This is a genomic window from Brachybacterium horti (genome assembly GCF_054777615.1).
Genome location: NZ_BAAHAM010000003.1, coordinates 340,812 through 365,424 on the forward strand (window position 1 = coordinate 340,812; position 24,613 = coordinate 365,424).

A 24,613-nucleotide genomic window follows, 5' to 3' on the forward strand; every position below is an offset into this window, starting at 1 on the left:
AGGGACGGGAGGATGCTCAGCGGCCGGTCAGCTGCCAGGCGTCCTCGGTCTCGGAGTCGTCCGCGTCGTCGTAGTAGTCGGTCGCGACGTCCGCGTCCTCGTGCGAGAGCGGGTCCGAGCCGTAGCGGTCCCCACCGCCCTCGCCGGCGCGACCCGGCTCCTCGGTCCCGACCTCGGCGGCGCCGTCGTCGTAGGGCTCGGAGCCCCCGCCGGCCGCGGAGGGCTCGTCCTCGCCGCGGATGCGGGCGAGCGCGCCGGCGAGATCGTCCGGGTGCACGAGCACGTCACGCGCCTTGGAGCCCTCCGACGGGCCCACGATCTCGCGGGACTCGAGCAGATCCATGAGCCGGCCCGCCTTCGCGAAGCCCACCCGCATCTTGCGCTGGAGCATGGAGGTCGAGCCGAACTGCGTGGTGACCACGAGCTCCGCCGCCTGCAGCAGCACCTCGAGATCGTCGCCGATGTCGTCGTCGACCTTCTTCTTCGTCGTCGCGACGACGACGTCCTCGCGGTACGTCGGCTTCATCTGGTTCTTGACGTGGTCGACGACCTTGTGGATCTCCGACTCGTTGACCCACGCGCCCTGGACGCGCATCGGCTTGGACTTGCCCATCGGGTGGAACAGGGCGTCGCCCTGACCGATGAGCTTCTCCGCACCCGGGGTGTCCAGGATGACGCGGGAGTCCTGCAGCGACGAGGTCGCGAAGGCGAGCCGGCTGGGCACGTTCGCCTTGATGATGCCGGTGACGACGTCCACCGACGGACGCTGGGTCGCGAGGATCAGGTGGATGCCGGCGGCGCGCGCGAGCTGCGTGATCCGCTGGATCGACGCCTCCACGTCCCGCGGGGCGACCATCATGAGGTCCGCGAGCTCGTCGACCACGACCAGCAGGTACGGGTACGGCGCGATCTTGCGCTCGCTGCCCGGGGGCACGGTGAGCTCCCCGGAGCGGACGGCCTTGTTGAAGTCGTCGATGTGCTTGTACCCGAACGCCGCGAGGTCGTCGTAGCGCGCGTCCATCTCCCGCACGACCCACTCGAGGGCCTCCGCGGCCTTCTTCGGGTTCGTGATGATCGGGGTGATGAGGTGCGGGATGCCCTCGTAGATCGTGAGCTCCACGCGCTTGGGGTCCACGAGCACCATCCGGACCTCCTCCGGCGTGGCGCGCATGAGGATCGAGGTGATCATGGAGTTCACGAAGCTCGACTTGCCGGCGCCGGTGGCGCCCGCGACGAGCAGGTGGGGCATCTTCGCGAGGTTCGCGACCACGTAGCCGCCCTCGACGTCCTTGCCGACGCCCATCACGAGCGGGTGCTCGTTGCGGTGGGCGACCTGGCTGCGCAGCACGTCGCCGAGCGCGACCGTCTCGCGGTCCGCATTGGGGATCTCGATGCCGATGGCCTTCTTGCCGGGGATCGGCGAGAGGATGCGGACGTCGGCGCTGGCGACGGCGTAGGAGATGTTCTTGTCGAGGGCCGTGACCTTCTCGACCTTGGTGCCCGGGGCGAGCTCCACCTCGTAGCGCGTGACCGTCGGACCGCGGGTGAAGCCCACGACCTCGGCGTTGACGTTGAACTGCTCGAAGACCTCGCCGAGCGCGGCGACGACGTGGTCGTTCGCCTCGGAGCGCGTCTTGTGGGGCGGGCCCTCGAGCAGGAAGGTCGACTCGGGGAGCGTGTAGACGATGTCGCCGGCGAGCTCGAGCTGCTCCCCCGCCCGGGGCAGATCACCCATCGGCGGGTGCACGAGGTCGGGCTCCTGGGCCTCCGGAGCCTCCGCCGTGGCCGAGCGCGCCGGGGCGACCGGCGCGGCCGCCGCGGCGGCGACCTTCTCCGCAGCGCTCGTGGGGACCTTGCGGCCGGACTCCCCGGCCCGAGGGGCCCCGTCGTCGGCGCTGCCGCTCGGGAACGACTTCGTGCGCTGGTTCTCCTCCTCGACCACGTCGAAGACCTCGGTGGAGTCCTTCGGGGCCTTGCCGCCGCGGCGCTTGCGCCTGCTGCCGGCGGCGGCCTTCTCCTCGGCGACGCCCTGCTCGAAGGCCTCGTCGCCCGCGTAGCCGAAGCCGTCGTGGTCGCGCTCGGCCTCGATCCGCGCCTGCTCCTCGGCGTCCTTCTCCTTGCGGGAGCGGCGGCGCGTGCGGCCCGCGGCCTGCGCGGTCGTGGGCTGCTCGTGGACCTCCGGATCGACGCGGCGGGGGCGCAGGCCGAAGGCGGCGCGCTCCTCGTCCTCCTCGGCGCTGCGGCCGACGAGCACGTCGTAGACCCCGCGCAGGCGCGAGGGGATCGCCTCGACCGGCGTCGCCGTGAGGACGAGCACGCCGAAGAAGATGAGCACGGAGTACAGGACGACGACCGCGACCGGCGGCAGCAGCGCGATGAGCGGCGCCGCGGCCAGGTAGCCGAGCACGCCGCCGCCGCGGGCGAGGGCGTCGACGCCGTCCGCCGGGGCGGGCAGCCGCGCCGAGACCGCGGAGATCGCGGCGATCGCCGTGAGCAGCAGGGCGACACCGAGCACGATGCGCGTGTTCGCGCGGACGTGGTCCGGGCGGCGGAACATGCGCAGCGACCAGCCGAGCGCCAGCAGCGGGATCACCATCGAGGCGATGCCGAAGGTGCCCGCGACGACCGTGTGCACGGCGCCGAGGACGGGGCCCTCGGCGCTCCACCACTCGACGACGGCGACGAGCACCGCGATGAGCAGGAGCACCAGGGCGTAGCCGTCACGGCGGAGCTCCGGCGGCACCTCCCAGCGGGCCACGCCGATCGAGCGGACCACGCCGCCGACCATCCGGGCCGTGCCGAGGTAGCCGGAGCGCACTGCGCGCACCGGCAGGGGAAGCGTCGAGGGGTCGGAGGCCGCGGCGCCGGACGTCCGGGACGTGCCGGCGGATGCGGTCCGCGAGGAGCCTTTCGACGCACGTGCGGGGGAAGACGTACGTGTCGCCATGCCTCACAGACTACCGCCCCACCCTCCCGGGACCCGGGAGGGCGGGGCGGTGACATCACCGACGGGGCCGCAGCAGAGCGGACCCGTCGACCTCCTACGCTCTGCTCGACCTGCCTGATCTCCTACCGCTCGTACCTCGCAGTACGTCGATCAGGCTTCGACCACGATCGGGATGATCATCGGCTTGCGGCGCAGCCGCTGCGAGACGTAGCGGCCCACGACCCGGCGCATGACCTGCTGCAGCTGATGCGTGTCACGACGGTTGGTCTGGTCCGCGACGGCCTGCTCGAGGGCCTTGACGATCTCCGGGCGGATCCGCTCGAAGACCTCGTCGTCCTCCGCCACGCCGCGCGCGTGGATCTCCGGGCCCGCGATGAGCGCGCCCGTCTCGGAGTTGACGACCGCGAACAGGGAGATGAAGCCCTCGTCGCCGAGGATGCGACGGTCCTTGAGATCGGCCTCGGAGATCTCGCCCACGCTCGAGCCGTCGACGTAGACGTAGCCGTTGGGCACCTCGCCCACGACCTTCGCGACGCCGTCCTTGAGGTCGACGACGTGGCCGTCCTTCGCGAGGATCACGCGCTCGGGGGCGACGCCCGTCGACTCGGCGATCCGCCCGTTCGCGATGAGGTGGCGCACCTCGCCGTGGACCGGCATGACGTTCTTCGGCCGCACGATGTTGTAGCAGTACAGCAGCTCGCCCGCGCTCGCGTGGCCCGAGGTGTGGACCTTCGCGTTGCTCTTGTGCACGACCTCGGCGCCGAGCGCCATGAGGCCGTTGATGATGCGGAACACCGCGTTCTCGTTGCCCGGGATGAGCGAGGAGGCGAGGACGACGACGTCGCCCGGGCCCACGCTCACACGGTGGTCGCGGTTCGCGATCCGGCCGAGGGCGGCCATCGGCTCGCCCTGCGAGCCGGTGCACATGAGCACGACCTTGTCGTCGGGCAGGTTGTCGATCTTGCGGACGTCCACGAGCGTGTTGTCCGGGACGTCGAGGTAGCCCATGTCCGCGGCGATGCCCATGTTGCGCACCATCGAGCGGCCCACGAAGGCGACCTTGCGGCCGTGCGCGGCGGCGGCGTCGAGCACCTGCTGCACACGATGGACATGGCTCGAGAAGGAGGCGACGACGATCTTCTGCCGTGCACGCCCGAAGATCTGGTTCAGGACCGGGCCGATCTCCTGCTCGCCGAGCGTGAACCCGGGGACCTCCGCGTTCGTGGAGTCCGTCATGAACAGGTCCACCCCGGCCTCGCCGAGCCGCGCGAAGGCGCGCAGGTCGGTGATGCGGCCGTCGAGCGGCAGCTGGTCCATCTTGAAGTCGCCCGTGTGCAGCACGGTGCCGGCGCCGGTCGCGATGTGCACCGCGAGCGCGTCCGGGATCGAGTGGTTCACGGCCACGAACTCGCAGTCGAAGGGGCCGAAGGACTCCTTCTGCCCCTCCTTCACCGCGAAGGTGTAGGGCGTGATGCGGTGCTCCTTGAGCTTCGCCTCGATGAAGGCGAGCGTGAGCTGGCTGCCCACGAGAGGGATGTCCGGCTTCTGCCGCAGGAGATAGGGGACCGCGCCGATGTGGTCCTCGTGCCCGTGGGTGAGGATGATCGCGGAGATGTCGTCGAGACGGTCGGAGATGACGTCGAAGTCCGGGAGGATCAGGTCCACACCGGGCTGGGCGTCCTCGGGGAAGAGGACGCCGCAGTCGACCACGAGCAGCCGCCCCTGGTACTCGAAGACGGTCATGTTGCGGCCGACGTCGCCCAGGCCACCGAGCGGGATGACCCGCATGGTGTCCTTCTTCAGCTTGGGCGGCTGGTTCAGCCGGTGGGAGTAGGCAGTGCTCATTCGGGCCTCCGAGAGGGATCCAGTGGGGGGATGCCGACGGCGGCGTCGAGGGCAGCGGCCAGGGCGCGCACCTGGTCGTCGTCGGCGGGGACATGGGGGCCGCGCAGGGCGGCATGGGGCAGGACGCCCTGCAGGTGCAGGGCATGCTTCGCGGCGACGACGCCCGGCATGCGGGTCATGATCGCCTCGACCAGCGGGGCGAGGGACGTGCTCGCCGCCCGGGCCGCGACGATGTCGCCGCGGTCCACGGCGTCGATCATCGCCCGCTCGAGGTCACCGGCCACCTGGCCGACGACGGAGACGATGCCCGCGGCGCCGATGGCGAGCCACGGGAGGTTCAGCGCGTCCTCGCCCGAGTAGTAGGCGAGGCCGGTCTGCGCCATCACCAGGGACGCCTCGAGCAGATCGCCCTTGGCGTCCTTGACCGCGACGATCCGCTCGTGCTCGCCGAGGGCGAGGAGGGTGTCGCGGGAGAAGGGGACCCCGGTGCGACCGGGGATGTCGTACAGCATGACCGGCAGGTCCGTCGCGTCCGCGACGGCGCGCACGTGCGCGAGGATGCCGGCCTGGGAGGGCTTGGAGTAGTACGGGGAGACCACGAGAAGCCCGTCGAGGCCGAGGTCCGCATGGGCCCGCGCGAGCTCGATCGAGTGGACGGTGTCGTTGCTGCCGACCCCGGCGACGATGCTGACCTCCGGGCCGACGGCCGCGCGCACGGCCTTCGCCAGCTCGATCTTCTCCCGGTCGGAGACGGTCGGCGACTCGCCCGTGGTGCCGGAGACGACGATCTGGTCGTGGCCGTGCTCGACGAGGTGCGCGGCGAGGGCGGACGCGGCGTCGAGGTCCAGGGCGCGGCCGTCCGCGCTGAAGGGGGTCACCATCGCGGTGCCCACGGCGCCGAAGGGGCGGGCGGGGCGCGTGTCGGAGGTGGTCATGGTCTCCTCCCGGGAGGGGCGGCCGGCGGGGCCGGTCAGAGGTGGCGGTGGGCGCCGGGCGTGCGTCCGGCGCGGATGTCGATCGGTGCGGGGCGGGCGCTGCTGCCCGAGCCTAGTCCAGCGGTGGGCGCTCAGCCCCTCGGCGCGGCGGGAGCGGGCGCGGTCCCATCGCCGGGCTGCTTGCCCCGGTCCACGAGGATCGCCATCGGTGTGCGCTGTCGGCCCTGGCCCAGCGGGTTGTCCGCGAAGGTCGCCTCGAGGTCCGCCTTCGGTGTGGACACGTCGCTGCCCAGCACGTTGCGGCCGATGTCGTTGGCGTCCATGACGACCGTGCCGCGGAAGCTCTCGCGCAGGGCCGCGGGGATGTCCGCGGCGCGGATCGCCGCGGAGAGCCGCGCCGCGACCACGTCGGGGTCCTTCGGCGGGAGCTTCGCGGAGACGTTCGAGGGGAAGGCGGAGTACGGCGTGGGGCCGTCGATGGCCCGCACGTTGTCACCGACGACCTCGTAGAACACGCCGCGGCGGCGCAGCAGCTTGCCGGCGGCGCCCGCCGCGGAGGCCATGAGCACCCGCGGGAGACCGACCTCGCGGATCGCGAGCTCCATCGTGGTGGGGTCACCGAGGCCGATGCCGGCCGGGGTGCGCGTCACGAAGCGGCTGAGCACCTTCGCCGAGGGGCGCGGGTGGATCTCCCAGGTGTACCAGGACCGGCCCTGGGTGATCGCGACGATCTTCTCGCTGATCACGTAGTACCAGGGGGCACCCTCGGGGACCGTCCCGGCGGGCACCGACGCGGCGAAGCGCTCCACCCGCTCGCGCACGATCGCGTCGAGGTCGTCGCCGCGGCCCACGAGCTCCGTCTGCAGGGGCAGTCGGCGCCAGGTGTGCCCGTCGGTCTCGGAGACGAGGTCGAGGCGCTTGCCGGGGTTCGGCTCGTGATCGGCCTTGGCGGCCTCGATCGCGTCGGGGTCGAGCTCCTCCCCCGCGGTCTCGGGGTCGGCCTGCTCCTCGGTCCCCGCTGCGGTGCGCGGGTCGATGACGGCGCGCAGCCACAGCTCGAGGGAGAGGAGTCGCCAGATCTGCTCGCTGCGGTGGTGCTCGGGGTGGGCGGCGACGTCCTCGAAGAAGGCGAGCACGCTGCGCGCGTCCACGTACGGCCGCGCGGCGAAGGACTCGGAGGCGAGGATCTCGCGCACGTCGTCGGCATGGCGGACGATCCAGGCGTGCTCGTCCAGGACGGCGGCCTCGGGCCGGGCGGGGAGATCGGCCCCGGGAGCGAGCCCAGAGAGCACCGAGCGCAGCAGGGAGCCGTCGCGCGCGGCGCGCAGCAGGGACGCGTCGTCGAGGGAGGCGAGCAGTCGCAGCAGTCCGGCGTCGACGAGCGGCGAGGCGCTGCGCAGACCCTCGTGGTCGGCGGCCGCGCGCGAGGCGCGCAGGGCCACCGGGAGGTCGCCGTGCAGCACCTCCTCGACGAGGGCCGCGCGGAGGCTCGCGGGAGCGGCGCGCCGCTCGCTGCGGTGGGAGGCGACGAAGGCGTTCGCGAGCAGGGCCTCGGTGGGCACCTCGGCCCGCGGGGCGAGGGCGCCCCGGGCGGCGCCGAGGAGCGCGCCGCGGGAGGCGAGGGCGCCCTGGGCGAGGTCACCGATCCGGCGGCCGGCGCGGAGCCGGCGCAGGCCGGACACCTGGTGGGCGGCGCTCGAGGGGAGCAGCTGCTCCGCGCCGACGCCGTCCACGAGCGCGCCGGCGCCGGCCTCGCGGGCGGAGCGGGCAAGGGTGAGGGCGGTGTGCGCGCGGGCGGAGGGCACCGGCTCGCCGAGGGCGGCCGTGAGCTCGTCGAGGTCCGCGAGCAGGTCGTCCTGGGAGTCCCGGGCGGTGATCAGCTCCATGTCACGGCCGCAGGCGGCGTGCAGCGCGGTGACGGCGGAGGGCACGGAGCCGCTCGGGCGCGTCGCGGCGACCGCGCGGACGCCCTCGGGGGCGGCGGCCGCGACGGCGAGCGAGCCGAGGTCCCCGGTCAGGGCGATCGCGTCCCCGGCGGTCGCGGCGCGGCGCACGGAAGCGGCGAGCAGGCTCGACGCCTCGGCGACGGCCGCGTCGTCGAGAGGTCGGCCCGGGGCGGCGGCGATCCCCTGGAGCTCCTCGGCGAGCGGGGCGGCCTCGGAGAGCGAGAGCCCGTCCGGCCCGTGACGCAGCACCTGCCCCGGCAGCAGGCGGTGGATCCCCTCGACGAAGGTGCGCTCGTCGGTGTCCGCGACGCCGTCGAGGAGGAAGCGGTGGATCGTGCGCTCGTCGGGTCGCGCGGGCACGGGCCCGGCGTCCAGCAGCGCGTCGATCCGGGAGGCGAACAGCAGGTGCTCCTGCGCGGCATCCGTCCACCAGTACAGCGGTGCGCGTCCGAGCCCGTCGCGCGCGAGCAGGAGCGTGCCGGTGGCCTCGTCGTGGAGCGCGAGGGCGTAGGGCTGCTCGATCGCGGCGAGGTCGAGGCCGGCGAGGTCGTCGCCCAGCGAGTCCAGCAGCGCGGCGGCGGCGGCGTCCGTGAGGCCGTCGGCCAGCAGCACGCGGCCGATCGCCTCGCTCCGCGCGCCGCCGATGCCGGGCCCCACGAGGGTCAGCGCGCCGCCGGGCACGGAGCGGTCGACGACCTCTCCCCCGGCAGGTGCCGCGAGCGCCGCTCCGAGGCGTGCGGCGATCGCGTCGTGGTCGGCGCCGGATCCGTGGCTGCCGGAGATTCCGCTCATGGACGAGTCCTTCCGTGGGGGACGACCGGAGCGCGGAGGCACCGCGATCGGCCGCTCGAGCTTATCAACGACGGACCCTCAGGCCCCGCGCCGCCCGAGGCGCAGCGTGCCCTCGACGACGGTCACCTCGAGGTCGTCGAGGGAGGTCACGAGGGCATCGGCGAGCGGGGAGAGGGAATCCGCCGGGGTCGTGGTGGTCAGCGCCACCGTCAGCGCACCCGCCGCGCGGCCCGCGGTGAGGCCACCGGCCGAGTCCTCCACGACGATCGTCCGCTCCCCCGGGACGCCGAGCCGGCGGGCGCCGAGCAGGAACGGCTCCGGATCCGGTTTGCCCCGGGTGACCTGGTCCGCCGTGACGAGGTGGGCGGGGACGGGCAGGTCGGTGCGCGCCCAGCGCGCCTCGAAGAGCGGGCGCGTGCAGGAGGTGACGATCGTCCAGGTGGGCCGGCCGAGCTGCTCCGCGGCGGCCTCGAGCTCCTCGAGCACGCGGCGGGTGCCGGGGAGCGTGACGATCCCGGCGACGTCGGCGATCTCGAGCTCCTCGATGCGGCGGTGCGCGGCGTCGATCTGCTCCGCGTCCAGCTCCGGGAGCAGCTCGGAGAGGATCTGCCGTGCGGGCCGCCCGTGCATCGTGTGGTCGAAGGGGCGCGGGGCGTCGAGCTCCGCCAGCAGGGTCCCCCAGGCGCGCTCCACGGAGGGGCCCGAGTCGATGAGGGTGCCGTCCATGTCGAGCAGGAGGGCATCCGCGACCAGCGGCAGCGCGTCCTCCCGGGAGGACGGCTCGGAGGCGGCGGGGCCCGGGGCGGAGGAGGGGGAGGTCATGCGTCCACGGTCTCACGGAGCGACTCCCGGCCGCGGACGCCGCGCCCGCATCGGTGCAGGTGATCGTACAGTGGGATGCATCATGCGCCCCGATCCGTCCCCGCTCGAGCCCGTGTCCGGCGACGCCGCGCGCGGCCTCGGTCCGGAGGGCGGTCCGGAGGTGGCCGACGAGGCCGCGGAGGTCGCGAGGGCGCGCCGCACCGGACTCTCGATCGGCGTGGCCACCGGCCTCTACGGGCTCTCCTTCGGCGCGCTCGCGACCGCCTCCGGGCTGGACCTGTGGCAGGCGATGGTGCTCTCGGCGGTCATGTTCACGGGCGGCAGCCAGTTCGCCTTCGTGGGCGTCGTGGGCGGCGGAGGCTCGGCGATCGGGGCCGCGCTCGCCGCGCTCCTGCTCGGCGTGCGCAACACGCTCTACGGCCTGGTCCTCACCCGGGACCTCCCCCGCGGCGGTCTCCGGGGCCTCGCCCGGGCGCAGCTGACGATCGACGAGTCCGCGGCGGCCGCGGCGACCGGGCGCACCCCCGCGGGCGTCCGCGCGGGATTCTGGGCCGCAGGCATCGCGGTCTACGTGTTCTGGAACCTGTTCACGCTCGTGGGGGCCATCGCCGGGCAGCACATCGCCGATCCGGGGGCCTGGGGGCTGGACGCGGCGGCGGCCGCGGCCTTCCTCGCGCTGCTGTGGCCGCGCCTCCGGCGGCGCGAGGCCGTGGCGATCGCCGTCGCCGCCGCCTTCGTCGCCCTGCTCACCACTCCGGTGCTGCCCGCCGGCCTGCCCGTGCTCGCCGCGGCCCTCGTCGCGGTCGCCGCCGGGATGCGGGTGCGGACACGGTCCCGGGGCGCCGAGCAGCAGCACCTCGAGGAGGGGACCCGATGAGCATGCTCTGGATCGGCGTGATCGCCGCCTCGATCGGCGCCTTCGTGCAGAAGTGGATCGGCTACCAGGTGCCGCCCGAGCTCCTCGAGCGGCCGCGGATCGCCCGGATCACGACCCTGCTGCCGATCGCGCTGCTCGGAGCGCTCGTCGCCGTGCAGGTCGCGACCTCCGGCACCGCGATCGTGCTCGACGCGCGTCTCGCCGGTCTCGCCGCGGCAGTGGTGCTGCTGATCCTGCGCGCCCCGTTCCTCGCGGTGGTGATCGGCGCCGCGGCCGTCACCGCCCTGCTGCGGACCGCGGGGATCGGCTGAGCCGGCCGCGCCGGGGGCTGCGGGGCTAGGACCGGGCGCCCGCCCGCTCCTCGCGCGCCAGCCGGATCGCGCGGCGGGTCGCGGCGCGGGCCTGCCTGCGGTCGCGGAGGGCGTCGTAGGCGAGGGCCAGGCGGAACCAGCCCCGCCAGTCCTCCTCCGCGCCGGGGGCGGACTCGAGGTGGGCGCGCGCGGCCTCGAACTCCTCGCGCGGCTCCTCGTGCTCGACGGCGGTGCCGGCGTAGCGCCGCGCGAGGCCCCCGGCCTCGAGGCCGAACAGCACCTCCCGCCAAGTCACCCACACCGTGAGGACGAGCAGCACGAGCACCGCGAGGGCGAGACCGATCCCGATCCCACCACCCGCCCTCCAGAACCCCCAGGCGATCCAGCCGAGGCCCCAGGCGTACGCGGCGGTGATGAGGACCAGCGCCGCCACCATCAGCTTCTGACGCATCGCTGCGCTCCCCCCTCGCCCTCAGCCCAGGTCCAGGTAGCCGTCCAGGCCCACCGTGAGACCGGGCCGCGATCCGACCTCGCGGACGCCCAGCAGCACCCCGGACATGAAGCTGACCCGGTCGAAGGAGTCGTGGCGCAGCACCAGCTGCTCCCCCACCCCGCCGAACTGGACGACCTCGTGCGCGACGAGCCCGCGCTGGCGCACCGCGTGCACGTGGACACCGTCGACGACCGCGCCGCGCGCACCCTGCGGATCCTTCTCGGTCGCGTCCGGAACGGGGCCGAGTCCCGCGGCGGCGCGGCCGCGGGCGATCGCCGCGGCCGTGTGCACCGCGGTGCCCGACGGCGCGTCGAGCTTGTCCGGGTGGTGCATCTCGATGATCTCCGCGCTCTCGTAGTAGCGGGCGGCGATCTCGGCGAAGCGCGCGGTGAGGACCGCGCCGATCGCGAAGTTCGGGGCGATGAGCACGCCCACCCCGGGCGCCCCCTCGAGGCGGCGGCGCAGGGCACCGCGGGACTCGTCGTCCCAGCCGGTCGTGCCGACCACCGCATGGATCCCGTGCTCGACGAGGAAGTCGACGTTCTGCGCGGTCACGGCGGGGACCGTGAGGTCCACGGCGACCTGCGCCCCGGCGTCGACGACGGCGGAGAGGTCGTCCCCGCGGCCGATCCGGGCGACGAGCTCGAGGTCCTCGGCGCCGTCGACGGCGCGGCAGGCCTCCGAGCCCATGCGGCCGGAGGCGCCGAGGACGGCGACGCGGAGGGGACGGGAGGCGGGGGTGCCGGGCATGAGGGCTCCTTCGTGCGGAAGCGGGGCGGTCGACAGGGGGCGGGTGGTGGGGATCAGGCGGCGGGGCCGACGTCGACCCGCGTGGAGAACGAGGCGGAGAGGCGCGCGGCGAGCTCCTGGACCTCCGCTGCGGTGACCCGGCCGATCCGGGCGAGCGTCTCGTCGACGCCCGAGTAGCGGCCGTGCACGAGCTCGATCGTGCCGAGCCGGCCCATGCGGCTGCTCGTGTCCTCGAGGCCGAGCGCGAAGGACCCGGTGATCTGCCCGAGCGCGCGGCGCATCTCGTCCTCGTCCACGCCCCGCTCCCCCATCGTGGCGAGCTCGGCCGCGAGCAGCTCGACGACCTGCGCGGTGCGCGCGGGGCGGCAGGCGGCGTACAGGCCGAACAGGCCCGCGTCGCGGTACCCGGCGCTGAAGGAGTAGACGGAGTAGGCGAGCCCCCGCTGCTCCCGGATGTTCTGGAAGAGCCGCGAGGACATGCCGCCTCCGAGGACGGACATGAGCACGGACAGCGCATGACGGTCCTCGTCGACCGCGCTGATCCCGGTGCCGCCGAGGTAGATGTGGTTCTGCTCGGCGGGACGGTCCAGACGGTGCGGGGCGAGCGCGGCGACCTCCCCCGCGCCGAGGGCGGGACCGCCCGCGAGGGCCGCGTCCTGGCGCGGGCGACGGCGGGGCAGCGCGCCCTCCGCGAGGTCCCAGCCGCCGCGGCGCAGGCCCTGGGTGATCCACGCGGCCAGCTCGTGGTGGTCGAGGTCGCCGACGGCGGTGACCACGAGGTTCTCGGGGCGGTAGTGCTCGCGGAAGTGGGTGCGCACCTGCTCGATGCCGAGCGCGGTGACGGTCTCCGCGGTGCCGCCGACGGGGCGCCCGATCGGGGTGTCGGGGCCGAGGACGTCGGCGAGGAAGGTCTCGTAGCCGACGTCCTGCGGGTCGTCCTCCGCCATCGCGAGCTCCTCGAGGATCACCTCGCGCTCGGTCGCGAGCGCCTCCTCCTCGAGCAGGCTCGAGGTGATCATGTCGGTGAGGACGTCGACGGCCATGGGGAGGTCCGCGGAGCGCACGCGCCCGTAGTAGAGGGTGTGCTCCTTCGCGGTGACGGCGTTGGAGTCGCCGCCCACCTCGTCGAAGGCGGCGGCGATGTCGAGGGCGCTGCGACGGGAGGTGCCCTTGAACAGCAGGTGCTCGAGGACGTGCGTGGAGCCGGCGTGCTCGGGTCGCTCGTCGCGGGACCCGACGGGCAACCAGAGGCCCACGGTCGCGCTGCGCACGGAGCGGTCGGTCTGGGTCAGCAGCCGCACACCGCCGGGGAGGACGCTGCGGCGCACCCCGGCGGCGGGGTCGAGCAGGACGTCGGACGCGGGGTCGTCGAAGGCGAGGTCGAGAGGCATCGATCGATTGTTCCACGCCCGCAGGGGGTCACGTCCGAGTCCTCGCTCACAGCGGACGCGCCGCGTGCCGGGCGCGGACGCGCCGAGGGCGGCACCCCGTGCGGAGTGCCGCCCTCGGCGGCGGAGGGGCGGTGGCCGGATCGCTCCGGGTCACCGCTCCCCCGAGGGGATCACTCGGCGGGGGTCTCCGCCGGCGCCTCGGAGGACTCCGGGGCGTCGTCCTCGACCACGGCGAGGCTGATCTTGCCGCGCGCGTCGATCTCGCGGATCTCGACCTCGATCTTCTGGCCGACCTTGACGACGTCCTCGACGCTGTCCACGCGCTTGCCGTCGTTCAGCTTGCGCAGCTGGGTGACATGCAGCAGCCCGTCCTTGCCCGGGGTGAGGGACACGAAGGCGCCGAAGTCCACCACGCGCACCACGGTGCCGAGGTAGCGCTCGCCGACCTCGGGGACCTGCGGGTTCGCGATGGCGTTGACCGCGGAGCGGGCCGCCTCGGCCGAGGGGCCGTCGGTCGCGCCGATGTAGACGGTGCCGTCGTCCTCGATCGTGATGTCCGCGCCCGTGTCGTCCTGGATCTGGTTGATCATCTGGCCCTTCGGGCCGATGACCGCGCCGATCTTGTCCACCGGGATGGTGACGGCGAGCACGCGCGGGGCGTGCGGCGACATCTCGTCCGGGGTGTCGATCGCCTCGGCGAGGACACCGAGGATGTGCAGGCGCGCCTCGCGGGCCTGGGACAGCGCGGCGGCGAGCACGGAGGCCGGGATGCCGTCGAGCTTGGTGTCCAGCTGGATCGCGGTGACGAACTCCGAGGTGCCGGCGACCTTGAAGTCCATGTCCCCGAAGGCGTCCTCCGCACCGAGGATGTCGGTGAGGGCGGCGTACTTGGTCTCGCCCGCGACCTGGTCGGAGACCAGGCCCATGGCGATGCCGGCGACGGGGGCCTTGAGCGGCACACCGGCGTTGAGCAGCGCGAGCGTCGAGGCGCACACGGAGCCCATCGAGGTGGAGCCGTTGGAGCCGAGCGCCTCGGACACCTGGCGGATCGCGTAGGGGAACTCCTCGCGGCCCGGGAGCACCGGCACCAGGGCGCGCTCGGCGAGCATGCCGTGGCCGATCTCGCGGCGCTTCGGGGAGCCGACGCGGCCGGTCTCGCCGGTGGAGTACGGCGGGAAGTTGTAGTGGTGGATGTAACGCTTGCGGTCGACCGGCCCGAGGGAGTCGATCTGCTGCTCCATCTTGAGCATGTTCAGCGTGGTGACGCCCAGGATCTGGGTCTCGCCGCGCTGGAACAGGGCGGAGCCGTGCACGCGCGGGAGCACCTCGACCTCGGCGGAGAGCTGGCGGATGTCCCGCAGCCCACGGCCGTCGATGCGCACACCGTCGGTGAGGATCTTCTGGCGCACGAGCTTCTTGGTCAGGGCGCGGTAGGCACCGGAGACCTCCTTCTCGCGGCCGGCGAGCGGCTTGCCCTCGCCGGCGAGCTCCTCGAGGGCCGCGGCGAGCAGCTCCTCGGTCTTCTCCTCGCGCTCGGTCTTCGCGGCGATCTGCATGACCGCGGCGAGACGCTCGGAGACGGCGCCCTCGACGATGCCGTAGGCGTCCTCCTGGTAGTCCAGGAAGAGGGGGAACTCGCGGACCGGCTTGGCGGCGGTGCGGGCGAGCTCGATCTGCGCCTCGCAGAGGCTGCGGATGAAGACCTTGGAGGCCTCGAGGCCCTCGGCCACGACCTCCTCGGTGGGGGCGATCGCGCCCTGCTCCTTGATGAGGCTCCAGGAGTTGTCGGTGGCCTCGGCCTCGACCATCATGATCGCGACGTCGTCGCCGACGATGCGACCGGCGACGACCATCGAGAAGACGGCCTCGTCGAGCTGGGCGAAGGTCGGGAACGCGACCCACTGGCCGCCCTGGGCGGTCGGCATGAGCGCGATGCGCACGGCGCCGATCGGGCCGGAGAAGGGCAGGCCGGAGATCTGGGTGGAGGCGGAGGCGCCGTTGATGCCCACCACGTCGTACGCGTCGTCGGGGGCGCAGGCCATGACCGTGAGGACGACCTGGACCTCGTTGCGCAGGCCCTTGACGAAGGCGGGGCGCAGCGGGCGGTCCGTGAGGCGCGCGGCGAGGATCGCGTCGGTGCCGGGGCGGCCCTCACGACGGAAGAAGGAGCCGGGGATGCGGCCCGCGGCGTACATCCGCTCCTCGACGTCGACGGTGAGGGGGAAGAAGTCGAACTGGTCCTTGGGCTTGTTCGACACGGCGGTGGCCGAGAAGACCATCGTGTCGTCGTCGAGGTAGACGGCGACGGCGCCGGCGGCCTGCTGGGCGAGGCGGCCGGTCTCGAAGCGGACCTCGCGACGGCCGAACGAGCCGTTGTCGATGACCGCGGTGGTCGCGGTGATGTCAGGGCCTTCCATGGCCATGAGGTATCTCCTTGTGTTCGGTGGTGCCCCTGCCGGTGCGGCCATCGTCAGTCACGCGCGGGATCGGATCGCGGGGATCCGCTCCGCAGGTCACTGCCGAGGACCGAACCTGGTCGGGGGCGGGGTTCCGGTGCCCGCCGAAGTGCGGGCACATCGAACCGCCGCCCGCCCCGGAGGGCGAGCGGCGGTGAGGATCAGCGGCGGATGCCGAGGCGCTGGATCAGCGCGCGGTACCGCTCGATGTCGACGCCCTGGAGGTACTTCAGGAGTCGCTTGCGCTGGCCGACGAGCAGCATCAGGCCACGACGCGTGTGGTGGTCGTGCTTGTGCGACTTGAGGTGCTCGGTCAGGTAGGTGATGCGGTGGGTGAGCAGCGCGATCTGGACCTCGGGCGAGCCGGTGTCACCCTCCGAGGTGCCGTACTCCGCGATGATCTGCTGCTTGGTGGCGGTGTCGAATGCCATAGCTCTCCCTGGTCGTTGCGCGGCGCCGCGGGTCCTGCTGACCCGGGCTCTCTGTGCGAGCGTCCTGCCCGCGCGCGGCTCTCCCGGGAAGGGTGCTGCGAGGGGGTGCGGACTGCTCTCCGCGGCCGATGTCACGGCATGGCCAGGGTATCAGCCGGCGCTCTCCGGCCGGGAGGCGTCGACCTCGAGAGTGCGGCGGGTCACCTCGACGTCCTCGTGCATCTGGACCACGAGCGCGTCCACGGACTCGAAGCGCAGCGTGGGCCGCTGGTAGTCCACGAACTCGAGCCGAACGGTGTCCCCGTAGAGGTCCAGCGTGTGGTCGCCGTGCACGTAGGCCTCGACGACCCGCTGGGGTGCGCCGTCCACGGTGAACGTGGGGTTCGTGCCGATCGAGATCGTCGCGGGCGCGCCCGCGAGCGGCGGGCAGCCCTCGTGGCGGGGGTCCTGCTCGAGGACGGTCAGCCGGCCCGCGTAGACGCCGTCGGCCGGGACGAGTCCCGCGGGGTGCGGGCCGAGGTTCGCGGTGGGGAAGCCGAGCTCCCGGCCGCGCTGGAAGCCGTGGTGGACCGTGTCGGTCACCGTGTGGCGGCGGCCGAGCATCTCCGCGGCGGCGGCGACGTCGCCCCGCAGGAGGTCCGCGCGGATCGCGGAGGAGGAGATACGGCCGCTCCCCTCTCCCTCGGGGCCGACGTCCGCGACGGTGACGACCTCGAAGCCGAGCTCCTCGCCGAGCGCGCGCATCGTGTGGATGGTCCCCGAGTTCCCCTTGCCGAAGAGGGCGTCCTCGCCGAGCACGACGCAGCGGGCGCCGAGCCCCTCGACGAGGAAGGTGCGCACGAAGTCCTCGGGGCTGTGCTGAGCGAACTCGAGGGTGTACTCGAGGTCCAGGACGCCCGCGACCCCGGCGAGCAGGAGCAGGCGGTCGCGGTCCGCGTGGCCCGTGAGCAGGGGCGGCTCCGCGACGCCGGTCATGACGTGGCGGGGGTGGGGCCAGAAGGTGAGGGCCACGGGGGCGAGGTCGCGCGCCTCGGCATGGCGCACGAGCTGGTCGAGCACGGCGCGGTGGCCGCGGTGGACGCCGTCGTAGTTGCCGATCGAGACCGCCGTCGGGCCGAGGTCCGCGGGCACCTCCGCCGGGGAGTGCCAGATGGGCGTGGGGGTCACGGGGCAGCGGATCCTTCCGGGCAGGGCGCGCGGCCCACGGCGGTGGCGCGGGGGCTCCCGGGCGCCGTGGGCCACTGTAACCCCGGTGCTCCCGGCCCGCGGGCGGCCGCGCGGCCGCGATGTGACCTCCCTGTGACGAACATCGGAGAGTCCTGCAGGACCCCGGGGTACCGGGCTCGGCTATCGTGGACAGGAAAGGGTGGTATGGGGCTCTCCCCGTCGCCTCCGCGCGAGCGCGCGGTGCGGCACCGACGCCGCCCGGGAACGGAACGATGACCATGACGAACGTGACCGACACGGCCACGGGCCGCCACGGCCGCCGGCGCGTGGCCCTCGTGCTGCTCGCGATCCTCGCGGTGCTCGCGGTGATCCTCGCGGGCGGCGCGCTGGCGTACGCCAAGCAGTTCGACGGCAAGGCGCTGCCCGGCACCACGGTGCTCGGCCAGGACGTCTCCGGCAAGAGCGCCGAGGAGATCGCCGCCCTCGTGGCGGGGAAGGCCGACGACGTCACCGTCACGATCGACGCCGGCGAGAACAGCAAGGACGTCTCCCTCGCCGATCTCGGCGTGAGCGTGGACGCCGACGCCACCGCCGCCTCCGCGCTCGACCGCGACCGGGCACTCCCCGACGTCGTCGCCTCGACCTGGTCCGGCGAGCACGCCGTGACGCCGGTCGTGGACGTCGACCAGAAGAAGGCCGCCGAGGTCGCGAAGGGGCTCGTCCCCGCGGACCGCACCCAGCCGGTCGACGCGAAGGTCGAGTACGACGAGGACGCCGGCACCTGGAACGCGGTGCCCGGCACCGCCGGCCAGGGCGTCGACCCGACGGCCCTCGTCGACACCGTCACCGAGAAGGCCGCCTCCCTCGAGTCCTTCACCGTCGAGCAGCCCATCGAGGAGATCGCCCCCGCGATCACCACCGACGAGGCGGAGAAGACCGTGGGCGAGATCGCCTCGCTCCTGGACCAGTCGATGGTCATCAAGGACGCCGACGGCGAGGTCCTCGAGATCTCGAAGGAGCGCCGGAGCAGCTGGCTCTCGGTCGCCGCCGACGAGGCCGGATCCGCCCTCGAGGTCTCCGTCGACGAGGACGCCGTGCGCGACTGGGTCGCCGAGCGCGCCGAGAAGCGGACCAAGGAGAAGAAGGACGGCATCGAGCAGGTCGACGAGTCCGGCAAGACCGTGAAGGTCGTCGCCGAGAAGCAGGACGGCGTCGAGATCACGAACACCGACGCCGTCGCGGACCAGCTCATCTCCTCCCTCCAGGGCACGAGCCCCTTCGAGGGAACCTTCGAGACGAAGTCCGTCGCCGCCGAGATCCAGAAGGTCGACGCCCCCGCCGAGGATGACGAGGACAAGACCAAGGACGACAAGGACGACAAGGACGACAAGGACAAGGCCACCTCCGAGGACTCCGAGGAGAAGGAGGAGGAGAACGCCACGCCGACCGGCGAGAAGTGGATCGACGTGAACCTCTCCGACAAGACCGTGACCGCCTACGTCGGCGACACCCCCGTGTGGGGCCCGCGCTCGATGGTCGACGGCAAGTCCGGCTACGAGACCGTCGAGGGCTCGTTCGAGGTCTACCTGACCTACGAGAAGCAGGACATGACCAACGCCTCCCGCTACCCGGTGGGCCACGAGAAGTACTACTACACCGAGGACGTCCCCTGGGTGCAGTACTTCCACGGCGGCTACGCCTTTCACGGCGCGCCCTGGCGCTCCTCCTTCGGCTACTCCGGCTCGCACGGCTGCATCAACCTGCCGGTGTCCGATGCGAAGTGGCTCTACGACTGGGGCGGCATGGGCACCCGGGTCGAGGTCCATCGCTGACCATCCCCTCCCCCGCATGCGCAGCGCCCCCGTCCGGTGATCCGGTCGGGGGCGCTGTGCGTGCGGCGGGGACGGAGCGAGCGACGGCGGGCCGAGCGGCGCCGGGCTCCGCTCAGCTCCGGGCGTCGATGGGGACGACGAGCAGCGGCTTCCAGCGGCCCTTCTCGGCGCGGACCACGGCGCACAGGGCGCCGGCCGCGTCGAGGGCCGCGACGGGCCGCTCGGAGGTGCCCTCCGCGCCGGGGAGGGGGCGGCCGACGGCGAGGTCCGACGCGCCGGACTCGTCGACCGTGATCGTCGGGAGGACCGCCGCTGCGGTCGCCCCGAGGCCCCGCAGCGGGAGCTCCACGTCGTCGCCCTCGCCGCGGGCGGGGACATGCAGACCCTCGTCCACTCCGAAGGGGCCGACCGCGGTGCGCCGCAGCGCCGTGAGGTGGCCGCCGACGCCGAGGGCGGCGCCGAGGTCCCTGGCCAGGGCACGCACGTACGTGCCCGAGGAGCAGCTGACCACGACGTCGAGGTCGAGGTGCGGGCCCTCCTCACGACGCCCGAGCACCTCGAAGCGGGAGATGCGGACGCCGCGCGCGGCGAGCTGCACGTCCTCCCCCGCGCGGGCGCGGGCGTAGGCGCGCTTCCCGTCGACCTTGATCGCGGAGACGGTCGAGGGCACCTGCTGAATCTCCCCGCGCAGCGGGACCAGCGCCGCCTCGACCTGGGCCTCGGTGAGGCGGGCGGCGGGGACGACCTCGCCGAGCTCCTCGCCCTCACGGTCGTCGGTGGTCGTCGCGCGGCCCAGCCGGATCGTCGCGGTGTAGGTCTTGTCCAGACCCACGAGGTACGTCAGCAGGCGGGTGCCCTGGCCGACGCCGAGCACGAGCACGCCCGTGGCCATCGGGTCCAGCGTGCCGGCGTGGCCGACCTTCTTCGTGCCGAGCAGCCAGCGGACGCGGGCCACGACGTCATGGCTCGTGCGGTCCGGCGCCTTGTCGACCAGGAGGATGCCGTGGGGACCGCTCACGCGGTGGTGCCCCCGCGCACCTCGTCATCGGCGTCGAGCTCCACGGAGTCGTCCTCGAGGTCATCCTCGACGTCCTCACGAGGGGTCCGGTAGGGGTCCTCCTCGCCGGCGAAGGCGGCGCCCTCCTTCGTGCGGGCGAGGTCCTCGTCCCGGGTGCGGGCGGTCACGAGGAGGTCCTCGATGGAGCGGGCGTTCTCCGGGATCGCGTCGAGGATGAACTCGAGGGTCGGGGTGAGGCGCACGCCGGTCTCGCGGCCCACCTCGCGGCGCAGCATGCCCTTCGCGCTCTCGAGGGCGGCGGCGGTGCCCTCGCGCTCCTCGTCGGTCCCGTACACGGTGTAGAAGACCGTCGCGTGCTGGAGGTCCCCGGTCACGCGGACGTCGGTGACGGTCACGGTCCCCAGGCGCGGGTCCTTGACCTTCGTGTCGAGCTGGGTGGCGACGATCTGCTGGATGCGGTGGGCGAGGCGCCGCACGCGGGGGTTCTCGGTCATGAGGGGTCCTCCTGGGGACGGGTATCCGTCGCGGCGCCGAGGGCGGTGAGCTCCTCGAGCCGCGGGTGGGTCGTGGGCACCGCGAGCAGGACGTCGCGGTCGATGGACTGGTCCACGCGGTGGCGGAACGCTCCGTCGTGGCTGATCAGGCGCAGGCCGGCCGCCTCGAGCGCGCGGGAGGCGCCGGCGTGGTCCAGCGTATGCCGGTTCACCGCGAGCGCCACCCCGGCGCCGTCGCGCAGCAGGGCGCGCCAGCGGGGCGCGACCTCCTCGAGCACCGTCAGCGGGGAGCGGTCCCAGCCGCCGGCGGAGCGGGATCCGTGCTGGACGCCGTAGGGCAGATCGGCGACGAGCGCGTCGATCGAGGCGTCAGGCAGCAGCTCGCCGAGGCGTCGGGTGTCGCAGCCCAGCAGCGTGAGGCGCTGGCCGCCGGTCTCGCGCTGGACGCGCTTGTCCTCCGCGAGCTCGACGTCCACGCGGGTGCCGAGCTGCTCGCCGCGCACGCTGAGCCGGCTCGCGGCGACCGTGTGCTTGTAGCGGTGGGTGCGCAGGTAGGTGGAGAGGAACGCCCGGTAGGCGTCGACGTCCTTGCGGTCGATCTCCGCGCCGACGGGGCTGAGCCCGAGCCGCAGCGCACGGTTCAGGGTGGTGCCGCGGCCGGCCATCGGGTCGAGCAGCCGCAGGCTGCCGTCGCGCAGTCCGGCGCGACGCGTGGAGAGCGCGGCGGCGAGGTTCACGAGCAGGGCGGTGAACTGCTCGTTGGTCTTGCCGGGGTACTTCAGGATGGTCTCGAGGTCGTCCCGGTGACGCAGGGTCGAGGGCACCGCGAGCGGACGGAGCAGCGGCTCCTCCGAACCCCCCGGCTCGTCCCCCACGAGCTCGAACAGCCCGTAGGTCGCGGAGAGCGTGGAGAGCAGGGCGGGGAGCTCGCGCGCGGCGTCCGCATCACCACCGGTCAGGGACACCTCGAGGGCGGGTATCCCACCCACCGGGCGCTCGCGCACGGCGACGCCGGACCCCAGGTGCGCACCGAGGACCCAGCGGGCCTCGGCGAGCACGAGGGGCCCGGCGGCGGAGGTGTAGACGCGGTTCGCGGAGGGGGCGCGCAGCGCCAGGAGGGATCGGGTCATCTCGGGTCACCTCCTGATCGGGAGGTCCGGGTGCCGCTGATGCGGCACCCGGACCCTCGACGATCAGCTGCGGGGCTTCTCCTGCATCTCGTAGGTCGTGATGACGTCCTCGAGCTGCAGATCGTTGTACGAGCCCAGGTTGATACCGCACTCGTACCCGTCGCGCACCTCGGTGACGTCGTCCTTGAAGCGACGCAGACCGGCGATCTCGATGTTCTCCGAGACGACCACACCACCACGGGTGATGCGGGCCTTCGCCCCGCGGCGGATGATGCCGCTGCGGACGATCGAGCCGGCGATGTTGCCGAACTTCGAGGAGCGGAAGATCTCGCGGATCTCCGCCGAGCCGAGCTCGACCTCCTCGTACTCCGGCTTGAGCATGCCCTTGAGGGCCTGCTCGATCTCGTCGATGGCGTTGTAGATGACCGAGTAGTACTTGATCTCCACGCCCTCGCGGTCGGCGTACTCCGCGTTCTGACCCTCGGCGCGCACGTTGTAGCCGATGATGACGGCATCCGAGGCGACGGCCAGGTTGATGTTGTTCATCGTGATGGCGCCGACGCCGCGATCGATGATGCGCAGCTGCACCTCCTCGCCCACGTCGATGCCCAGCAGCGACTCCTCGAGCGCCTCGACCGCACCCGCGGCGTCACCCTTGAGGATGAGGTTGAGGGTCTCGATCTTGCCGTCGGCCATGTGCTGCGTGATGTCCTCGAGGCTGATGCGCTTGCGCACCTTGGAGAGCGACGCGGCGCGCTTGGCCGCCTCGCGCTTCTCCGCGATCTGACGAGCGGTGCGCTCGTCGGCCGCGACCAGGAAGTTGTCACCGGCGCCGGGGACCGACGTCAGACCGAGCACCTGGACAGGACGGGACGGACCCGCCTCCTCGACCGGGGTGCCGTCCTCGTCGAGCATGGCGCGCACACGGCCGTGGCCGATACCGCAGACGATCGCATCGCCCACGCGGAGCGTGCCCTGCCGCACCAGCACCGTCGCGACCGGACCGCGACCGCGGTCCAGGTTCGCCTCGATCGACACGCCGCGGGCGTCCTTGTCGGGGTTCGCCCGCAGGTCGAGGGACGCGTCCGCGGTGAGCAGGACGGCCTCGAGCAGCTTGTCGATGTTGAGGTTCTCGCGAGCGGAGACGTCGACGAACATCGTGTCGCCGCCGTACTCCTCGGCGATCAGGTTGTACTCGGTCAGCTGCTGACGGATCTTGTCCGGGTTGGAGTCCGGCTTGTCGATCTTGTTGACCGCGACCACGATCGGCACGTTCGCCGCCTGGGCGTGGTTGAGCGCCTCGATGGTCTGGGGCATCACGCCGTCATCCGCGGCGACCACGAGGATCGCGATGTCGGTGACCTCGGCGCCGCGGGCACGCATGGCGGTGAACGCCTCGTGGCCCGGGGTGTCGATGAACGTGATCGCGCGCTCGGCGCCCTCGTGCTCGACCGCGACCTGGTACGCACCGATGTGCTGGGTGATGCCGCCGGCCTCGCCCGCGGCCACCTTCGAGGACCGGATCGTGTCCAGCAGTCGGGTCTTGCCGTGGTCGACGTGGCCCATGACGGTGACGACCGGGGGCCGCGGGAGGCGGTCCTCGTCGTCCTCGTCCGCGAGCTCCGCGTCGAGATCGATGTCGAACTGCTCGAGCAGCTCGCGCTCCTCGTCCTCCGGGGAGACGATCTCGATCTTGTAGCCGAGCTCCTCGCCCAGCAGGCCGAAGGTGTCCTCGTCGAGGGACTGGGTGGCCGTGGCCATCTCGCCCATCGCGAAGAGCACGGTGATCAGCGATGCGGGGTTGACGTCGATGCGGTCCGCGAAATCGGACAGCGAGGCGCCGCGGCGCAGCCGGATGGTCGCACCGTTGCCGCGGGGCAGCGAGACGCCGCCCGGGGCGGGAGCCTGCTGCTGCTCCCATTCCTGGCGCTTCGCGCGCTTCGACTTGCGCGAGCGGGCGGGCTTGCCGCCGCGCCCGAAGGCGCCCTGGGTGCTGCCGCGACCGCCGCGGCCGCCGCGGGGGCCGCCACCGCCGCCGGGACCGCCGCCGGGGCGGGCACCGGGGCCGCCGCCGGGACGTGCGCCGCGGGGGCCACGACCGTCGGCGCCCTTCGCGGCGTCCTGGAGACCGCCGTGGGCGTGCTGGTTCATGACGCCGGGCGTGGGCATGCCCGGACGCGGGCCGCCGGGACGGGGACCGCCCGGACGGGGACCGCCGGGACGCTGCGCGCCCTGGCCCTGACCCTGGCCGTCACGCTGCGCGGGACGCGGGCCGCCCGGACGGGGCATGCCCTGCGAGCTCGCGAAGGGGTTGTTGCCCGGACGCGCGCCGCCGCCCTCGCGGGGGCCGCGGCCGCCGGCACCGGCACCGCCCGGCTTGCGACCGGGACGGGGCATGCCCTGCGAGCTGGCGAACGGGTTGTTGCCGGGACGGGCACCGCCCGGACGCGGCGCGGGACGCTCACCGCCGGGCTTCGGGGCGCCGGAGGGACGCTCCTCCTTCGCGGCGGGGCGCTCGTCCTTCGGCGCGGGGCGCGGGGCGCCCGGCTTCGGGGCTCCGGCGGGCTTCGCGGCGGGGCGCTCGGCACCGGCGGAGGGGGCCGACGCGGCAGGGGCCTCGGCGGCGGGAGCCGACTGCTCGGCCGGTGCGGCCTCGGCGGCAGGCTTCTGCTCGGCGGCGGGCGCCGGGGCGGCACCCGGCTTCGGGGCGCTCTTGGCACCGGGCTTGGGGGCTCCGCCGGGCTTCGGGGCGCCGGAGGGCTTGGCGGACGGCGCCGGGGCCGACGCGGTGGAGTCGCCGGAGCCGGCGGGGAACTCCCCGCGCAGACGACGGGCGACGGGTGCCTCGATGGTCGACGAGGCGGAACGGACGAATTCGCCCATGTCCTGCAGCTTCTGCAGGACGACCTTGCTGGGCTGTCCGAGCTCCTTGGCGAGCTCGTGGACGCGGACCTTAGCCACTTTTCTCCTGTCTCG

General features: G+C 73.4%; 18 protein-coding genes. 3 read left to right on the forward strand and 15 right to left on the reverse strand.

Annotation, left to right across the window (positions count from 1 at the left end; all coding sequences use genetic code 11):
- Positions 1-16: 16 nt before the first annotated feature.
- From ACYVAP_RS10970 to ACYVAP_RS10990, 5 genes are all read right to left on the reverse strand, one after another.
- Positions 17-2,827 carry an FtsK/SpoIIIE family DNA translocase gene (locus ACYVAP_RS10970; protein ID WP_498860662.1) on the reverse strand — a complete coding sequence of 937 codons (2,811 nt, stop codon included), beginning with the start codon at positions 2,825-2,827 and terminating at the stop codon, positions 17-19.
- 270 nt (positions 2,828-3,097) lie between these two features.
- On the reverse strand, positions 3,098-4,792 hold the full coding sequence (locus ACYVAP_RS10975; RefSeq protein ID WP_264450647.1) for a ribonuclease J: 1,695 nt from the start codon (positions 4,790-4,792) through the stop codon (positions 3,098-3,100).
- Complete coding sequence (gene dapA / locus ACYVAP_RS10980) at positions 4,789-5,727, reverse strand: 4-hydroxy-tetrahydrodipicolinate synthase (RefSeq protein ID WP_264450649.1); 939 nt, start codon at positions 5,725-5,727, stop codon at positions 4,789-4,791. The genes ACYVAP_RS10975 and dapA overlap by 4 nt, the downstream gene beginning before the upstream one ends.
- 131 nt (positions 5,728-5,858) lie before the next feature.
- The gene (locus ACYVAP_RS10985) at positions 5,859-8,465 is read right to left on the reverse strand and encodes an asparagine synthase-related protein (RefSeq protein ID WP_498860663.1); all 2,607 of its coding nucleotides are present in this window, start codon (positions 8,463-8,465) and stop codon (positions 5,859-5,861) included.
- Between the two features lie 78 nt (positions 8,466-8,543).
- Entirely contained in the window at positions 8,544-9,287 is a 744-nt protein-coding gene (locus tag ACYVAP_RS10990; RefSeq protein WP_498860664.1) for an HAD-IA family hydrolase, read from the reverse strand.
- A gap of 82 nt (positions 9,288-9,369) precedes the next feature.
- Here ACYVAP_RS10990 and ACYVAP_RS10995 point away from each other — a divergent pair, with 82 nt between their 5' ends.
- Positions 9,370-10,164, forward strand: a complete 795-nt coding sequence (locus ACYVAP_RS10995) for an AzlC family ABC transporter permease (RefSeq protein ID WP_498860665.1) — start codon at positions 9,370-9,372, stop codon at positions 10,162-10,164.
- Entirely contained in the window at positions 10,161-10,475 is a 315-nt protein-coding gene (locus tag ACYVAP_RS11000; RefSeq protein WP_498860666.1) for an AzlD domain-containing protein, read from the forward strand. Before ACYVAP_RS10995 ends, ACYVAP_RS11000 begins: the two co-directional genes overlap by 4 nt.
- A 25-nt stretch (positions 10,476-10,500) precedes the next feature.
- Here the strand turns inward: ACYVAP_RS11000 and ACYVAP_RS11005 are convergent, their stop codons facing one another.
- The 6 genes from ACYVAP_RS11005 to ACYVAP_RS11030 form a co-directional block, all read right to left on the reverse strand.
- On the reverse strand, positions 10,501-10,926 hold the full coding sequence (locus ACYVAP_RS11005; protein WP_498860667.1) for a hypothetical protein: 426 nt from the start codon (positions 10,924-10,926) through the stop codon (positions 10,501-10,503).
- Between the two features lie 21 nt (positions 10,927-10,947).
- On the reverse strand, positions 10,948-11,718 hold the full coding sequence (gene dapB / locus ACYVAP_RS11010) for a 4-hydroxy-tetrahydrodipicolinate reductase (RefSeq protein ID WP_264450654.1): 771 nt from the start codon (positions 11,716-11,718) through the stop codon (positions 10,948-10,950).
- A gap of 53 nt (positions 11,719-11,771) precedes the next feature.
- Positions 11,772-13,109 carry a M16 family metallopeptidase gene (locus ACYVAP_RS11015; RefSeq protein WP_137771262.1) on the reverse strand — a complete coding sequence of 446 codons (1,338 nt, stop codon included), beginning with the start codon at positions 13,107-13,109 and terminating at the stop codon, positions 11,772-11,774.
- Positions 13,110-13,279: 170 nt separating this feature from the next.
- Positions 13,280-15,526, reverse strand: coding sequence for a polyribonucleotide nucleotidyltransferase (locus ACYVAP_RS11020; RefSeq protein WP_259360405.1), 2,247 nt, complete (start codon positions 15,524-15,526; stop codon positions 13,280-13,282).
- 200 nt (positions 15,527-15,726) lie between these two features.
- On the reverse strand, positions 15,727-15,996 hold the full coding sequence (gene rpsO / locus ACYVAP_RS11025; protein ID WP_137771264.1) for a 30S ribosomal protein S15: 270 nt from the start codon (positions 15,994-15,996) through the stop codon (positions 15,727-15,729).
- Between the two features lie 150 nt (positions 15,997-16,146).
- Positions 16,147-17,163 carry a bifunctional riboflavin kinase/FAD synthetase gene (locus ACYVAP_RS11030; RefSeq protein ID WP_264450656.1) on the reverse strand — a complete coding sequence of 339 codons (1,017 nt, stop codon included), beginning with the start codon at positions 17,161-17,163 and terminating at the stop codon, positions 16,147-16,149.
- Positions 17,164-17,441: 278 nt separating this feature from the next.
- Here ACYVAP_RS11030 and ACYVAP_RS11035 point away from each other — a divergent pair, with 278 nt between their 5' ends.
- On the forward strand, positions 17,442-18,995 hold the full coding sequence (locus tag ACYVAP_RS11035) for a L,D-transpeptidase (protein ID WP_498860668.1): 1,554 nt from the start codon (positions 17,442-17,444) through the stop codon (positions 18,993-18,995).
- Positions 18,996-19,107: 112 nt separating this feature from the next.
- Here the strand turns inward: ACYVAP_RS11035 and truB are convergent, their stop codons facing one another.
- The 4 genes from truB to infB form a co-directional block, all read right to left on the reverse strand.
- Positions 19,108-20,013 (reverse strand): tRNA pseudouridine synthase B, encoded by a 906-nt coding sequence (gene truB / locus ACYVAP_RS11040; protein WP_498860669.1) that lies wholly within the window; start codon positions 20,011-20,013, stop codon positions 19,108-19,110.
- Positions 20,010-20,507 carry a ribosome-binding factor A gene (gene rbfA / locus ACYVAP_RS11045; RefSeq protein ID WP_498860670.1) on the reverse strand — a complete coding sequence of 166 codons (498 nt, stop codon included), beginning with the start codon at positions 20,505-20,507 and terminating at the stop codon, positions 20,010-20,012. The genes truB and rbfA overlap by 4 nt, the downstream gene beginning before the upstream one ends.
- Entirely contained in the window at positions 20,504-21,637 is a 1,134-nt protein-coding gene (locus tag ACYVAP_RS11050; RefSeq protein WP_264450661.1) for a TRM11 family SAM-dependent methyltransferase, read from the reverse strand. Before ACYVAP_RS11050 ends, rbfA begins: the two co-directional genes overlap by 4 nt.
- A 63-nt stretch (positions 21,638-21,700) precedes the next feature.
- A complete protein-coding gene (gene infB / locus ACYVAP_RS11055; protein WP_264450662.1) occupies positions 21,701-24,598 on the reverse strand; it encodes a translation initiation factor IF-2 in 2,898 nt (965 codons plus the stop codon).
- Positions 24,599-24,613: the final 15 nt, after the last annotated feature.